This window comes from Rhodococcus sp. 66b (genome assembly GCF_002076325.1).
Taxonomy (GTDB): Bacteria; Actinomycetota; Actinomycetes; order Mycobacteriales; family Mycobacteriaceae; genus Rhodococcus_F; species Rhodococcus_F erythropolis.
Genome location: NZ_MUZB01000001.1, coordinates 121,746 through 136,224, shown reverse-complemented (window position 1 = coordinate 136,224; position 14,479 = coordinate 121,746). Strand labels below are relative to the sequence as shown.

Sequence of the window (14,479 nt, the reverse complement as noted above, 5' to 3'; positions counted from 1 at the left end):
TTCACATGATTCGGTGAACGCCTTGCGATCACGAACCTACCCGCGATACGTGAAGTCACACCTACTGTTTCGGACTGCTCTACCCCAGGAGAGTCGCGGTCAGCAATTTCTCGACGCGTGCTTGCGCGGAGTTCTCCGAGGAAAAGTGCACGATCCTGCCGATGTCGAAGACCAGACCGAGCGCCGCGTGGACGAGGAACCGCGCTTGGACGATCGTCAACTCCGGCCGCGCCTCGACGCACAAGTGCGCCCACTCCTCCACGTTGAGCCGCTGAATGTTCCGCAACTCGGTCCGCGACCGGTCCGGCAAGCTGCCGATCTCGGCGAAATAGACGGCCAACAGTTCGCTTCTGCCGAACGACACCTCGACGTACATCTTGGCCAATGTCTCTACGGCCGCGAGTGGTGTCTCCGACTCCGCCAACGCCGAACCCAACGTCATCGTCAGGCGATCGGACGCCCGATAGAAAGCCGCGGCGAGTAGATCGGCTTTGCTCGCGAAGTGCCGGTACACGCTCGACGCGTTGATACCCGCTGCGGCGCCGATCTCCTCGATACTCACGTCGTGATAGCCGCGCTGATCGAACAGCAATACGGCTTCCTGAAGCAGCACTTCACGTTTCGATGTCCGCGCAAGACCGGGTTTGCGTTCGGGCGCCGCTTTCTTCCCGCTGTCCTTCGCACCAACGGGCAACTCGACGCCGATGACCGACCAACAAGCTGCGAGAATCAACGATTCGATCTGCTTGGCGGACAACGCCGATCGATGACCGGTGATACTGGCGATCACGCTGAGCACAGCCGGTGCGATCAGCTCGACATCGGCCGGGTCCAGTTCCGGGCGCACTGCGGCCAACGGCCCGACAATCCGAAGATTGAGCGTGCGCATTCCCGCCCGCAATTGCTCACGATCCTCGTCGACCAGGTACCGGCCCTCCCAACGGTAGAGCCCTCCCCTACGCCGATTCTCGATCGTCGCGCGGATGACCCCCACCATGGTGGAGTTCAACTGCTCGCGTGGATCGTCGTTTCCGTGTACCGCGGGATCGCTGGCATCCAGCAACGCCTGGGTCAGGTTGTTCACCGTGTAGACGAACAGCGCGTACTTCGTGGGGAAATGGCGGTAAAGGGCCGGCCCGGAGATTCCGACCTTCGCGGCGATCTCGTCGATGCCGACCGCGTGGTAGCCACGTTCACTGAATGCCTCCGCAGCAGCGGCCGCGATTTGCGCCTTCCGATTCTTCGGACGCGTTCGTGGTGCAGAGCCACTGCCGCTCACGGAAACGCGTGTCTGTCCGGGCACCTGACCTCCACTTCCGTTGCTTTCTTCCACTGCCTTCGTCCGCTGCACCGCACTTCTACGGGCGCGAGTCCGAACGGACCATGTTAACCGTCGCGAAGGTCGCAATTCGCGCCCGGTACGGCTTCACCCGAAACCCTACAACGCGGCTGTCACTGCGGACGGATTCCGGAGAAAGAGTCTTGACACCCGCTCTCACACCGGTGTTATGTTAGTGATGATTCGCACAAACTTGCACGCAGTCCGCTGGCGGGCTCGTTCCATGCAGCGCAGGATTTTTCGTCGCCTGCAATAGGGTTCGATGCCGATTGACCGATCGTAAGAAAGTAGTTGTGAGCAGATGATTCGCACTCGCTTCACCGAGATGTTCGGCGTAGACCATCCGATCGTGCAGGGCGGCATGATGTGGGTAGGACGCGCAGAACTTGTTGCGGCCACGGCAAATTCCGGCGCCCTGGGGTTCCTGACCGGCCTTACCCAACCCACTCCGGAAGACCTCGTCAAGGAAATTGCTCGGACCCGCGATCTCACCGACAAGCCTTTCGGCGTCAATCTCACGATTCTGCCGTCGATCACGCCGCCGCCGTACGCCGAATATCGCCAGGCGATCATCGAATCCGGGATCAAGATCGTCGAGACGGCCGGTTCCAATCCGATCGATCATCTTCCGCATTTCAAGGACGCGGGAGTGAAGGTGATCCACAAGTGCACTGCAGTTCGTCACGCGGTCAAGGCCGAGAGACTGGGCGTCGACGCCGTCAGCATCGACGGCTTCGAATGCGCCGGACACCCAGGTGAAGACGACATACCAGGGCTGATTCTGATTCCGGCGGCCACGCAGCAACTCACGATTCCGGTGATCGCGTCAGGCGGAATCGCAGATTCCCGCGGTCTCGTCGCGGCGCTTGCGCTCGGAGCAGACGGCGTCAACATGGGAACTCGATTCATGTGCACCGTGGAATCTCCTGTAGCACAATCGGTTAAAGAGCAGATAGTCGCCAACACCGAGCGTGACACCAAGCTGATTTTCCGGACTCTGCACAACACCGCACGCGTAGCAGCGAATGCGATCAGCGCCGAAGTCGTCGACATCGAGGCACGCGGCGACGCGCAGTTCAGCGACATCCAGCATCTGGTCGCCGGGGCACGCGGGCGCAAGGTCTTCGAAGACGGCGATCTCGATGCAGGCATCTGGTCCGCCGGGCAAAGCCAAGGGTTGATCAACGACATCCCGACCGTCGCCGACATGATCGACCGCATGGTCTCGGAGGCCGAACACCTCATCACCTCACGGCTTTCCGGATTCGTCACCGCTGTGAGCGCGGCATGACCGCCACCGCCGAGACGGGCTTTCGCTCCGAAATCACCGACGGTGTACTGCGATTGACCTTCGACCGCCCGAAGCGGATGAACGCGATCGATCTACCCACGATGACTGCTTTCGCAGCCGCCGTCAGAGAGGGCGGCGCAGACCCGAGAGTTCGTACCATCGTGATCACCGGATCCGGTCGAGCGTTCTGCACCGGAGCCGATCTTGCGGCAGCGGCCCTCAACCCCGCAGACCCGAAAGTTGTCATGGATGCCGCGACTTCTCTGATTCGCGCCATCACCAGTGCCCCGGTCCCGGTGATCGCCGCGGTCAACGGCCCGGCAGCCGGCGTCGGAGTGTCCATCGCTCTGGCCGCGGACCTGACGTACGCAGCATCGAGCGCCTATTTCCTCCTCTCGTTCGTCAACATCGGCCTGATGCCCGACGGCGGCGCCAGTGCGCTGGTGCCGGCAGCGATCGGACGTGCCAGAGCGGCCGAGATGGCGTTGCTGGGCGAGCGGGTTTCCGCCGAGGACGCAGAGCGTTTCGGGCTCGTGTCCCGCACCGTCGCAGACGACGCGTTCGACGCACTCGTCGACTCGGTCGTCGATCGCACGTCGAAGGCTCCCCGACGCGCACTCGAACTCACCAAGCGCGCACTCAATGCGGCGACGCTGGACCGCCTCGATGCCGCGTTGGAGCTCGAAAATACCGGTCAGGCAGAACTTCTCACCGGTGACGACTTCAAAGAAGGCGCGATGGCGATGCTGCAGAAGCGCGCACCGCACTTCAAGTAGTCGTTGCGAATTTTCGTTAACAAAACCACTGTGAGGATCGACGGCTCACTGTAGCCTGAGTCACACAATCACCCACGCATGAGAGGAACCCATCGATGGCCTCCACCGATGCAGTCTCCGAGGCGCAGCGTTCACGCCGCACCAACTGGAACAATCAGATCGCCAGGCATGCGCAGATGATTCCCGATCGCACCGCGCTGCGATTCTTGGGCGATTCCATCACCTGGAGCACCCTCGACGCGCGCGTCGAGAAGCTGGCAGACGCTCTAGCCCGACGCGGCGTCAGCTTCGGCGACCGCGTGCTCATCCTGATGCTCAATCGCCCCGAATACCTCGAGATCGTGCTCGCGACCAACGCACTGGGCGCGATAGCTGTTCCGGTGAACTTCCGTCTCACGCCACCCGAGGTCGCTTACCTGGTCAACGACTCCGGCTCCAAAGTCATTGTCGCCGAAGGACCATTGGCTCCACTGGCCGGAGCGGCGCGTGCCGTGTCAGAGGGTATCGACATCTCCATCACCGTAGGCGCCCCCGCCGAGGGTGACAGCCTGAACTACGAGGACCTGATCAGCGAGGCAGGCGAGCCGCACGCGTTCGTCGACATCCCGGACGACACTCCTGCACTCATCATGTACACCTCGGGAACCACCGGTCGCCCCAAGGGTTCGGTGCTCTCCCACTCCAACCTGTCTTCGCAAGCATTGACCTGTATCAGGGCCTTCCACCTGTTCAATGCCGATTCCATCGGCTTCTGCGCGTCGCCCATGTTCCACATCGCGGCCCTCGGTTCCATCGCGCCGAGCCTGCAACTCGGCACGACCACGGTGATCCATCCGGTCGGCGCATTCGACCCTGGTCAACTACTCGACATTCTCGAAGCCGAGAAGGTCACCAGCTTGTTCCTCGTGCCCGTGCAATGGCAGGCCGTGTGCGCAGTGCAGAAGGCGCAACCTCGAGCACTGTCGCTGAAGAACATCTCGTGGGGCGCCGCACCATCGTCCGATACGATCCTGCGGGCAATGGCCGAAACCTTTCCGGACGCGTTCAATGTCGCAGTCTTCGGTCAGACCGAGATGTCGCCCATCACTTGCGTTCTCGACGGTGAGGATGCGATTCGCAAGCTCGGATCCGTCGGTCGGGTCATCCCGACCATTTCGGCCAGGGTCGTCGACGAGAACATGGACGACGTGGCGCCCGGTGAAATCGGTGAAATCGTCTACCGCGGGCCCACGATGATGAGCGAGTACTGGAACAACCCCACCGCCACCGCTGACGCCTTCCACGGTGGATGGTTCCACTCCGGCGATCTCGTTCGAGTCGACGACGAAGGCTTTGTCTACGTCGTCGATCGCAAGAAGGACATGATCATCTCCGGCGGAGAGAACATCTACTGCGCCGAGGTGGAAAACGTTCTCTACGAACACGAATTGATCGTCGAAGCGGCCGTCGTCGGTCGCCCCGACGCCAAGTGGGGTGAGGTGCCGGTAGCGATCGTCGCGATGGCGCCAGGTTCAGCCGTGGACCTGACCATCGAGGAACTGAGCAGCTTCCTCAATGATCGTCTCGCGCGTTACAAGCACCCGAAGGACATCGTCGTCGTGGAAGCGCTGCCGCGCAATGCAAGCGGCAAGGTCGTCAAGGGCGAACTGCGAGAGAAGGTTCGAGCGGTCGACGCAGTTTCCTGACTCCACACGCAAACGGGTGGCACCTCCAGCGGGGTGCCGCCCGTTTGCGTGTGCCCGTCAAGCGCTCTGCGAATGCAACTTCCGATGCAGTTCTCGCACCAGCGGAACCAACTCCGGCACCGGACCTTCGACCGGGACGTTCGGCGCAACCTCGTTGACGGACAGAGACTTCACCGGCGCCGGGGCCGCACCCCACTCCGCGAGCCAGTCGCCGAGTTGAGCCGAAGAGCAGATGTAGACGATACGTCCGAGGCCCACCCATGCGTGCGCAGCCGAACACATCGCGCAGTGCTCTCCCGAGGTGAATACCGTTGCCGTCGAACGCTCTTCCGGCGTCAGATACTGAGCCGCCCACCGAGCCAGCTCGAACTCGGGGTGGCGGGTGTTGTCGCCGCCCGCGATCCTGTTTCGATCTTCCGCCAGAAATGTTCCGTCGGCCGCTGCCAGGACGGAACCGAAAGGTTCGTCGCCGGCATCCAATGCTTCCGTTGCCAATTCGACGCAACGACGCAGGTGACCCAGTTCGATGTCGTTCATGTGTACGCCCTCTCCCGTGATACACGAAACGGGCGGCACCGGTGAGGTGCCGCCCGTTCGTTACTTACTCTGCTGTACTACTCTGCTGCGCTTTCGCTTTCGCCGGCCTTGGTCAGCTCGATCGGCGGTGCGTCCGGCACGTCGATCGGCTTCTTGGTGGGCGTGAACGTGAACTTCGCGTCCTCGCCCGAGCCTTCGCCGTCCCAGTTCTCGACGTCGACGAGCACGATGTGGCCGGGTCCGATCTCTCCGAAGAGGATCTTCTCGGACATCTGGTCCTCGATCTCGCGCTGGATGGTGCGACGCAGCGGTCGTGCACCCAGTACCGGATCGAATCCGCGCTTGGCCAGAAGCGACTTGGCCTTGTCGGTGACCTCCATGGCCATGTCCTTGTTCTTGAGTGCCGCCTCGACGCGAGCGAGCATCAGGTCGACCATCTGAACGATCTGCTCGTTCGTGAGCTGATGGAAGACGACGATGTCGTCGATACGGTTCAAGAACTCGGGACGGAAGTGCTTCTTCAGCTCGTCGTGAACCTTGAGCTTCATGCGCTCGTAGTTCGACTCCGTGCCCGTTCCCGAGCTGAAGCCCAGGCCGACTGCCTTGGAGATGTCCGACGTACCGAGGTTGGACGTGAAGATCAGCACCGTGTTCTTGAAGTCGACGGTACGTCCCTGACCGTCGGTGAGACGGCCGTCCTCGAGCACCTGCAGGAGGGTGTTGTAGATCTCCTGGTGTGCCTTCTCGATCTCGTCGAACAGCACAACGCTGAACGGCTTGCGGCGCACCTTCTCGGTGAGCTGGCCACCCTCTTCGTATCCGACGTACCCGGGAGGGGCACCGAACAGACGCGAAGCGGTGAAGCGGTCGTGGAACTCGCCCATGTCGATCTGGATCAGAGCGTCGTCGTCGCCGAACAGGAAGTTGGCGAGCGACTTCGCGAGCTCCGTCTTACCCACACCGGACGGGCCGGCGAAGATGAACGAGCCCGAGGGACGCTTGGGATCCTTCAGACCTGCACGCGTACGACGGATCGCCTTCGAGACGGACTTGACTGCCTCTTCCTGGCCGATGATCCGCTTGTGCAGTTCCTCTTCCATGCGGAGCAGACGAGTGGTCTCCTCCTCGGTGAGCTTGAAGACGGGGATACCGGTCCAGTTGCCCAGAACCTCGGCGATCTGCTCGTCGTCGACCTCGGCGATGACGTCCAGGTCGCCCGCACGCCACTGCTTCTCACGCTCAGCGCGCTGAGCAACGAGGGTCTTCTCCTTGTCACGCAGGTTCGCAGCCTTCTCGAAGTCCTGCGCGTCGATCGCGGACTCCTTCTCGCGACGCGCGTCGGCGATGCGATCGTCGAATTCGCGCAGGTCCGGCGGTGCAGTCATCCGACGGATGCGCATTCGCGCGCCCGCCTCGTCGATGAGGTCGATCGCCTTGTCCGGCAAGAAGCGGTCGTTGATGTAGCGGTCGGCCAGCGTCGCCGCTGCCACGAGAGCACCGTCCGTGATGGAGACACGGTGGTGAGCCTCGTAGCGGTCACGAAGACCCTTGAGGATCTCGATGGTGTGCTCGACGGTCGGCTCGCCCACCTGAACGGGCTGGAAACGACGCTCGAGAGCGGCATCCTTCTCGATGTACTTGCGGTACTCGTCGAGAGTGGTGGCACCGATGGTCTGCAGCTCACCGCGGGCAAGCTTGGGCTTGAGGATGGAGGCCGCGTCGATAGCGCCCTCGGCCGCGCCCGCACCAACGAGGGTGTGCAGCTCGTCGATGAACAGGATGATGTCTCCGCGGGTGTTGATCTCCTTGAGAACCTTCTTCAGGCGCTCTTCGAAGTCACCGCGGTAACGGCTGCCGGCCACGAGCGACCCGAGGTCGAGCGTGTACAGCTGCTTGTCCTTGAGGGTCTCGGGGACCTCACCGTTGACGATTGCCTGAGCCAGGCCCTCGACCACAGCGGTCTTACCGACACCGGGTTCACCGATGAGAACCGGGTTGTTCTTGGTACGACGCGAGAGAACCTGCATGACGCGCTCGATTTCCTTCGAGCGGCCGATGACCGGGTCCAGCTTGCCTTCGAGGGCAGCTTGCGTCAGGTTGCGACCGAACTGGTCGAGCACGAGCGAGGTGGACGGCGTGCCGGCCTCTCCGCGGGTGCCACCGGTTTCGGTGGGCTCCTTGCCCTGGTAGCCCGACAGCAGCTGGATGACCTGCTGGCGGACACGGTTGAGATCGGCACCGAGCTTGACCAGAACCTGGGCTGCTACGCCCTCACCCTCACGGATGAGACCGAGCAGAATGTGCTCCGTACCGATGTAGTTGTGTCCGAGCTGCAGCGCTTCGCGCAGACTCAGCTCGAGGACTTTCTTGGCGCGCGGTGTGAAGGGGATGTGACCGGACGGAGCCTGCTGGCCCTGGCCGATGATCTCCTCGACCTGGCTGCGGACTCCCTCGAGGGAGATACCCAACGACTCCAACGACTTGGCTGCAACACCTTCGCCCTCGTGAATGAGGCCGAGAAGGATGTGCTCCGTGCCGATGTAGTTGTGGTTGAGCATCCTGGCTTCTTCTTGAGCCAGGACAACAACGCGCCGCGCGCGATCGGTGAACCTCTCGAACATCGCTCTCCCTCACACTCTCCGGCGGGCAGGTTCGAGACCGGATGTCTCGTCCCTGGTCGCCGCGTTTCGCTCCGGCACTACAGACTGATCGCCTCGCCGGTCAGCGGACTGACGTCCACGAATCGACAAAGGTTGCACGACCCCACTTATTACTCTAGAGGGCGCGAAGTCCACCTGCTGCTCCTCCACCCGATTGGCGGCGGAAGCCGGACTGCTTACCGTTCACAACGTCGCAGCTGAGGGAATCGTTTCCCGGTTCCTGTACGCCTGAAGCGAACAGCGATTTTCGACGCCTGATCAGCCGAATATCGGGAGTACCCGAGTGCACGGCACCTCACGCGGATTCGACGGATCAAGCGCGTTGAGCGTCAGAGTCACCGTTCGCTGCGACGCCACCAGCGCGATGTGATCCGACAGGTCCTGCTCGCAACCGTCCTGAACAACTATGTTCGACGCGTTCGACGCGGCCAGTATTCCGCTGCTGTACGGAACGACCACTTGATCGAACCGAGTCACGATGTTGGTGTACTCGACGTCATCCGAGTAGACGCCCGCGTCGCGCAGCTCGGTCACGAAGGTGGCGTTGTCGAAATCCGGTCCCCCGACGCCTTCCGGCGGCCCGACCTCCGAGCCGTCCCACAACGGAGCGATGGAGACGATCTTGGAAACCTTCGCGTCGCCGCCGAGAAACTTGGCGTAGTACGCACTGACCGTCGTCCCCTGAGAGTGTCCGATCAGGTCGACCTTCGAGGCACCCGTCGCAGAGAGAACGTCATCGACGAAGTCCGACAGCTGCCCTGCGCTGTCTCCGAGTGGTGCGAGACCGCCGGCTGCGGAAATCGGCCACGGCTGGTCCGTTCGATTCCCGAAGGTGAGCGCGAAAACGCAGTATCCCTCGTTGGCCAGTACGGGTGCGAGTACGCCCCAATTGGTCTGACGGTTGGCCGCCGTCCCGTGCACCAGGACGACTGGATCAGGATGAGCAGCGGAAGGCGTGCACGAGAAGTCGTTGGTGCCAGGGGCCGATCCGCCCGGGTTGGTCGCTTCGAGGGCGATTCCACTGAAGAAACCGGACGGAACGGGAAGAGGTTCGTTCGCCGACGCAAGAGGTGCGGCTGTCGCGGCCACGGCCCCCGCCAGAGCGAGCGCACCCACGCATGTTCGAATCCCCACCGAAGGCCTCCACATATTGATCAACCCACGACGGGCAATACCGAGTTGCACGGTACCGGCCGCCGATGCGCGGGATCGAGTGCATTGAGAGCAAAAGTCGCCGCGCGCAGCGATGCCGCGATGGCGAGGTGATCGGAGATGTCTTGCTCACAACCGTCCTGGACGACGATGTTGGTTGCGTTCGGCCCGGGCTCCAGCCCATTTGTATACGGCAGCACCAGTTCGTCGTAGCGCGTCGTGACGTTCGTGTAGTGAACGCCCGGCGCGTAAACGCCTCCCGCACGGAGATTTTCGATGAACTCCGAACCGGCCCCCATGTTCAGGCACGCCTTGCAGATCGGGAATCCTGCCTGTGCTGCCTCGGATACCCCGAGTTCGCGAAGGCTGCGGCCGATACTTGCCTGCTCGTTTCCGAGGGTTCCCTTCCACAGCGATGCCACCGAGACGATGTTGTCCACTTTGTCGGCACCGCCGAGGAACTTCGCGTAGTACCCGTTGACGATCGTGCCTTGCGAATGCCCGACGAGATCCACCGACGTTGCGCCCGTAGCGCCCAGAACTTGATCGACGAAATTCGACAATTGTGCTGCGCTGGAAGGAATTTCCTGCATTCCACCGATGGCCGACAACGGCCACGGCTGCTCGGGGAAGTTGCCGTACGTCAGCGCGAAGACGCAGTAGCCCTCGTTGGCGAGCAACGGCGCATAGGTGGCCCAGTTGGTCTGCCTGTTTCCACCCGTTCCGTGAACGAGCACAACCGGATTGGGATGTTCGGCAGTCGGTTTACACGAAAAGTCATTGGATCCAGGAGCTGAACCGCCAGGATTTCCCAACTCCTGAGGAACACCGGCAAGGAAGGCATTGGGCACGGGCAACGGGGCCTGAGCCGAAGCCACGGAGGTGAACCCGACAAGCATCAGAGCGGCAAGAACCACGCCCCCGAACAACCCGATTCTGTGCACGACCGACTCCTCTACGAGAGATGCGAACCGTGCAGACGCTAACAAACTAGAACGCGTTATCAATCCGTTTCGGCAAAATGCGCCCGAATCCATTCGCGATCCATTTCAGACGGCCTTTTCGTAGGCTCGGCGCACCTCCGTGGAAATACGACCGCGGGCCGAAATCTCGAAGCCCGCACCCTTGGCCCATTCGCGGATGGCGGCACTCTGATCGCGGTCCGCAACGGGACGGGATTTGGTCACCGCTCCGTTGACTGATTTGGCGGAATTCGACTTTCTCGCATGAGGAATCCACTTTTTCAGTGCATCGCGCAGTTCCGCGGCGTGGGCGGCGGTCAGATCGATTTCGTAAGCAACTCCGTCGACGGAAAACTCCACAGTTTCGTCCGCGGGCGATTTTTTGTCCAGATCGTCAACCATCGTGACAACAACCTTTTTCACCACGACCATTCCTCCCCAGATCCTTCGATAAGCAGCGACAATAGCACCTGGACAAACGTCCTGTCTTGGCTCGTCCGGATGATTGGGACTGATCTCCGCCGGGTATGCCAGTCGACTTGTCTTGCGACAAAGACAGTGCCGATACATTCCTTGCGGCGCATCGGGGGATGCATCCAGACGTGGGAATCATGACAGACGACGGCTCGAGACAAGACCTCTACCGAGCGCAATCTTCGCCTCCAAGAACGGCACTCTCGCCAGCATCGCTTACTGCGGACCCACGAATTTCACCATCTCCGGACGCCCTGCGATCCGGTACACCGCAACCGTCACAATTATCCCGGCGGACAAGGAATGCGATCCGCCCTCAGCACAATTCGATGTCATGACCACACCCGGATACTCCACAGCCGAGGTCATGGTCTTCCTTGTCCAGTCGGATCAGGGACTACCTGACGCACTCAACCAGGGCACGATCGACCAAATCATCGCAACAATTCGAAAGCCCGAAACTCAGGCGACCGCGCATGGATGAATCCTTTGCCGCAGGCGAATGTCGTTGGGAACAAATCGAATCCCAACTACGAGCGCTCCCCGCTGAGCTGATCGAGCTGAAGAATTCACCCAGATTCATCTGGTTTTCGGCACCGCCGATAGCCGACGACGACGCCGACTGTGAACCGTATCGAATACCTTGGGAGTGCCCCAACTGAAAAAGGTTCGGCCGCAACATGTGCGGCCGAACCTTGATCGAAGTAAAGCTAGCGAGCGGACGGACGAACGATCGGGAAGAGGATCGTCTCGCGAATACCGAGACCCGTCAAAGCCATCAGCAGTCGATCGATTCCCATGCCGGTGCCGGTGGTCGGCGGCATGCCCTGTTCCATCGCGGCGAGGAACTCCTCGTCCAGCACCATCGCTTCGTCGTCGCCTGCCGACGCGAGACGCGCCTGGTCGACAAAGCGCTCACGCTGGATGACGGGGTCGACAAGTTCGGAGTAGCCGGTCGCCAACTCGAATCCGCGGATGTACAGGTCCCACTTCTCGGTGACACCCTTCTTGCTTCGGTGATCACGGGTCAGGGGCGACGTCTCGACCGGGAAGTCACGGACGAACGTCGGCACGTACAGCTGATCGCCGCACTGGTGCTCCCACAACTCCTCGACAAGCTTGCCGTGGCCGTAACCCTTGTCCTTGGGAACCTCGAGGCCGACCTTCTCCGCCAGAGCGAGAAGCTCGTCGACCGTCGTATCCGGCGTGACCTCGGTGCCGATGGCAGCCGACAGCGACGGGTACATCTCGAGAACCTGCCACTCGCCACTGACGTCGTACTCGGAACCGTCGGCGAGGGTGAGGACCTGCGTGCCGAATGCTTCCTGCGCAACTTCCTGGACGAGCTCACGAATCATCTTCGCGGAATCGTCGTACGTGCCGTAGGCCTCGTACGTCTCGAGCATCGCGAACTCGGGCGAGTGAGTGGAGTCGACGCCCTCGTTGCGGAAGTTGCGGTTGATCTCGAAGACCTTCTCGATACCGCCGACGACGCAACGCTTGAGGAACAGTTCCGGCGCGATACGCAGGTACAGGTCGATGTCGAGGGCGTTGGAGTGCGTGACGAACGGGCGAGCTGCCGCGCCGCCGTGCAGCGTCTGCAGCATCGGCGTCTCGACCTCGAGGAAGCCGCGGCTCTCGAGCGCATTACGCAGCGCACGGACAACAGCGACGCGCTTGCGGGCGTTGTCGCGAGCCTCGGGGCGAACGATCAGATCCGCGTAGCGCTGACGCACCCGGGACTCTTCGCTCATCTCCTTGTGAGCAACCGGCAGGGGGCGCAGCGCCTTGGACGCGATCTGCCACGCGTCGGCCATCACGCTGAGCTCACCCCGACGGGAGCTGATGACCTCACCGTGGATGAAGACGAAGTCGCCGAGGTCGACGTCGGACTTCCAGGCAGCCAGTGCCTCTTCGCCGACGCCGGCGAGGCTGATCATGGCCTGCAGCTGGGTACCGTCGCCTTCCTGCAGAGTCGCGAAGCACAACTTGCCGGTGTTGCGCATGAAGATGACGCGGCCGACGACGCCGACCAGCACGCCAGTCGCCGTGTCCGGCTCGAGTTCCGGGTACTCCGCGCGGATCTGCGCGAGCGTGTGGGTGCGATCGACCGAAACCGGGTACGCCTCCTGCCCCTGCGCGAGGATCCGTTCACGCTTCTCGCGCCGGATACGGAGCTGCTCGGGGGTGTCGTCGACTGGCTGGGCTTCTACATCACTCACGGGGTACAAGACTACTGGGCCGTGTCCACCGCGTTTGTTGCTGGTAGCACCGCGGCAACCGCGAGCACGATTCCCGACAGGAAGTACAGCGCAACCCTGACGTGATTCCACACCGTCCAACCCGCCTCGTACGACGCCCATGCGGCTGCATCGGTAGCGCTGACCGAGGCAAAGGCGTCGTTGCGGGGGACGTGGTAGATCGCTGTCACCGCGAAGGACGCGAGCACCCCGATGCAACCGACAACGGCAAGGACCCAGCCGTCCGGTCTGGAGATCGCTGCCCAGATTCCGGCGGCGATCGCGGTGAGCGCCGATCCGACGAGGGGCAGCATCAAGGCGCTCCGCGGTGCTTCGACGTTGATCGCCTGCATCGACGTGATCGCGGCGTGTGCATCGACCGACCGCAGAGCGGGCATTACGAAGGACGAGAACGCGAACAACGCACCACCGGCAACGAGCGCGCCGAGCGCAGTCACGCCGACGAGCAACTCCAAGAAGATCTCGGATTTCTTCACGACCAGACCCCCGTTCGAGCAGCCTCGGCGGCAAAAGTGGTGAAATCTCGAGCGGGTCGTTCCAGGACCTCTTCGACGACGCCGGTCACACTTTGATTTCGTCCGTCGAGAACCTCGGCAAACAAGTAAGTGAGCAACTCCACGACATCACTCGGGACGCCAACTTCTGCCATGCCGTCGGAAAACTGTTGCAGTCCAATTCTTTCGAATGACATCGCACGCCCCGACGCCGCCGAAATCGCCTCAACCGCCTCCGCGAAGGTGAGCAACTCCGGACCCGTCACCTCGAGAACTCGGCCGAGGAGGTCGGTTCGAGTCAATGCGGCGACCGCCACGTCAGCGAGATCGTCGACGTCGATGAACGGCTCCCCCACTTCACCGACCGGAAGTGCCAGGTGGCCTTCCCGAATCGGATCGAGTAGATACCCCTCACTGAAGTTCTGGGCAAACCAACTGGCCCGCACCACAGCCCATTCCAGACCGGTGTCGGCCAGAACCTGCTCGGCTTTCTGCGCCGCCGGTTCACCGCGCCCGGACAGGAGCACCATGCGACGAACCCCTTCGCGGTACGCAAGCTCAGCGAGTTCCTCGATGTGGGTGCTCGATTCCGGCACTGCGAGGTCCGGCGCATACGTCACATATGCCACGTCGACGCCGGACACTGCAGGCTGCCACGTCGTCTGATCGTTCCAGTCGAAACGCGTCCCGGATGTTCTCGACGCGATTCTGGTACGGATTCCCACCGCCGTCAGCCTCTGCGCAACGCGCGCACCGGTCTTGCCGGTACCACCGATCACTACTGCCGATTGAATGTCGCTTGTTGTCGTCATGTACTCATTCGACCGCGGAGCGTCAATACGATCCAT

At 62.1% G+C, this 14,479-nt stretch carries 13 protein-coding genes; 4 read left to right on the top strand and 9 right to left on the bottom strand.

Annotated features, from left to right (window positions below):
* Window positions 1-79: 79 nt before the first annotated feature.
* Window positions 80-1,303: a TetR/AcrR family transcriptional regulator gene (locus B0E55_RS00610; protein ID WP_024487747.1), complete on the bottom strand. Its 1,224-nt coding sequence runs from the start codon at window positions 1,301-1,303 to the stop codon at window positions 80-82.
* Between the two features lie 337 nt (window positions 1,304-1,640).
* On the opposite strand from B0E55_RS00610, the gene B0E55_RS00605 reads away from it, so the two are divergent.
* The 3 genes from B0E55_RS00605 (at window position 1,641) to fadD5 (ending at window position 5,091) form a co-directional block, all read left to right on the top strand.
* The gene (locus tag B0E55_RS00605) at window positions 1,641-2,630 is read left to right on the top strand and encodes an NAD(P)H-dependent flavin oxidoreductase (protein ID WP_019746804.1); all 990 of its coding nucleotides are present in this window, start codon (window positions 1,641-1,643) and stop codon (window positions 2,628-2,630) included.
* Entirely contained in the window at window positions 2,627-3,406 is a 780-nt protein-coding gene (locus tag B0E55_RS00600; protein WP_019746803.1) for an enoyl-CoA hydratase, read from the top strand. Before B0E55_RS00605 ends, B0E55_RS00600 begins: the two co-directional genes overlap by 4 nt.
* A 95-nt stretch (window positions 3,407-3,501) precedes the next feature.
* Window positions 3,502-5,091: a fatty-acid--CoA ligase FadD5 gene (gene fadD5 / locus B0E55_RS00595; protein WP_020906085.1), complete on the top strand. Its 1,590-nt coding sequence runs from the start codon at window positions 3,502-3,504 to the stop codon at window positions 5,089-5,091.
* Between the two features lie 57 nt (window positions 5,092-5,148).
* Here the strand turns inward: fadD5 and B0E55_RS00590 are convergent, their stop codons facing one another.
* From B0E55_RS00590 to B0E55_RS00570, 5 genes are all read right to left on the bottom strand, one after another.
* Complete coding sequence (locus B0E55_RS00590; protein WP_019746801.1) at window positions 5,149-5,628, bottom strand: nucleoside deaminase; 480 nt, start codon at window positions 5,626-5,628, stop codon at window positions 5,149-5,151.
* 77 nt (window positions 5,629-5,705) lie between these two features.
* Window positions 5,706-8,249 carry an ATP-dependent Clp protease ATP-binding subunit gene (locus tag B0E55_RS00585; protein WP_003945604.1) on the bottom strand — a complete coding sequence of 848 codons (2,544 nt, stop codon included), beginning with the start codon at window positions 8,247-8,249 and terminating at the stop codon, window positions 5,706-5,708.
* Window positions 8,250-8,546: 297 nt separating this feature from the next.
* Window positions 8,547-9,437: an esterase/lipase family protein gene (locus B0E55_RS00580; RefSeq protein ID WP_443216800.1), complete on the bottom strand. Its 891-nt coding sequence runs from the start codon at window positions 9,435-9,437 to the stop codon at window positions 8,547-8,549.
* 5 nt (window positions 9,438-9,442) lie between these two features.
* On the bottom strand, window positions 9,443-10,384 hold the full coding sequence (locus B0E55_RS00575) for an esterase/lipase family protein (RefSeq protein WP_080908890.1): 942 nt from the start codon (window positions 10,382-10,384) through the stop codon (window positions 9,443-9,445).
* 105 nt (window positions 10,385-10,489) lie between these two features.
* Window positions 10,490-10,828 carry a histone-like nucleoid-structuring protein Lsr2 gene (locus B0E55_RS00570; RefSeq protein ID WP_003945673.1) on the bottom strand — a complete coding sequence of 113 codons (339 nt, stop codon included), beginning with the start codon at window positions 10,826-10,828 and terminating at the stop codon, window positions 10,490-10,492.
* Between the two features lie 382 nt (window positions 10,829-11,210).
* On the opposite strand from B0E55_RS00570, the gene B0E55_RS31800 reads away from it, so the two are divergent.
* A complete protein-coding gene (locus B0E55_RS31800; protein ID WP_167333742.1) occupies window positions 11,211-11,360 on the top strand; it encodes a hypothetical protein in 150 nt (49 codons plus the stop codon).
* A gap of 226 nt (window positions 11,361-11,586) precedes the next feature.
* Here B0E55_RS31800 and lysS read toward each other — a convergent pair whose 3' ends face one another.
* Genes lysS through B0E55_RS00550 form a run of 3 tightly spaced genes read right to left on the bottom strand, consistent with a single transcriptional unit; the run spans window position 11,587 to window position 14,443 of the window.
* Entirely contained in the window at window positions 11,587-13,098 is a 1,512-nt protein-coding gene (gene lysS / locus B0E55_RS00560) for a lysine--tRNA ligase (protein WP_029254413.1), read from the bottom strand.
* A gap of 11 nt (window positions 13,099-13,109) precedes the next feature.
* Window positions 13,110-13,613 (bottom strand): anthrone oxygenase family protein, encoded by a 504-nt coding sequence (locus tag B0E55_RS00555; protein WP_080908889.1) that lies wholly within the window; start codon window positions 13,611-13,613, stop codon window positions 13,110-13,112.
* On the bottom strand, window positions 13,610-14,443 hold the full coding sequence (locus tag B0E55_RS00550; protein WP_080909046.1) for an NmrA family NAD(P)-binding protein: 834 nt from the start codon (window positions 14,441-14,443) through the stop codon (window positions 13,610-13,612). The genes B0E55_RS00555 and B0E55_RS00550 overlap by 4 nt, the downstream gene beginning before the upstream one ends.
* Window positions 14,444-14,479: the final 36 nt, after the last annotated feature.

What these genes read in the sequence shown, in the direction of transcription:
- B0E55_RS00605 (WP_019746804.1), top strand. Translation starts at nt 1,641, where the DNA reads ATGATTCGCACTCGCTTCACCGAGATGTTCGGCGTAGACCATCCGATC.
- B0E55_RS00600 (WP_019746803.1), top strand. Translation starts at nt 2,627, where the DNA reads ATGACCGCCACCGCCGAGACGGGCTTTCGCTCCGAAATCACCGACGGT.
- fadD5 (WP_020906085.1), top strand. Translation starts at nt 3,502, where the DNA reads ATGGCCTCCACCGATGCAGTCTCCGAGGCGCAGCGTTCACGCCGCACC.
- B0E55_RS00590 (WP_019746801.1), bottom strand. Translation starts at nt 5,628, where the DNA reads ATGAACGACATCGAACTGGGTCACCTGCGTCGTTGCGTCGAATTGGCA.
- B0E55_RS00585 (WP_003945604.1), bottom strand. Translation starts at nt 8,249, where the DNA reads ATGTTCGAGAGGTTCACCGATCGCGCGCGGCGCGTTGTTGTCCTGGCT.
- B0E55_RS00580 (WP_443216800.1), bottom strand. Translation starts at nt 9,437, where the DNA reads ATGTGGAGGCCTTCGGTGGGGATTCGAACATGCGTGGGTGCGCTCGCT.
- B0E55_RS31800 (WP_167333742.1), top strand. Translation starts at nt 11,211, where the DNA reads ATGACCACACCCGGATACTCCACAGCCGAGGTCATGGTCTTCCTTGTC.
- B0E55_RS00550 (WP_080909046.1), bottom strand. Translation starts at nt 14,443, where the DNA reads ATGACGACAACAAGCGACATTCAATCGGCAGTAGTGATCGGTGGTACC.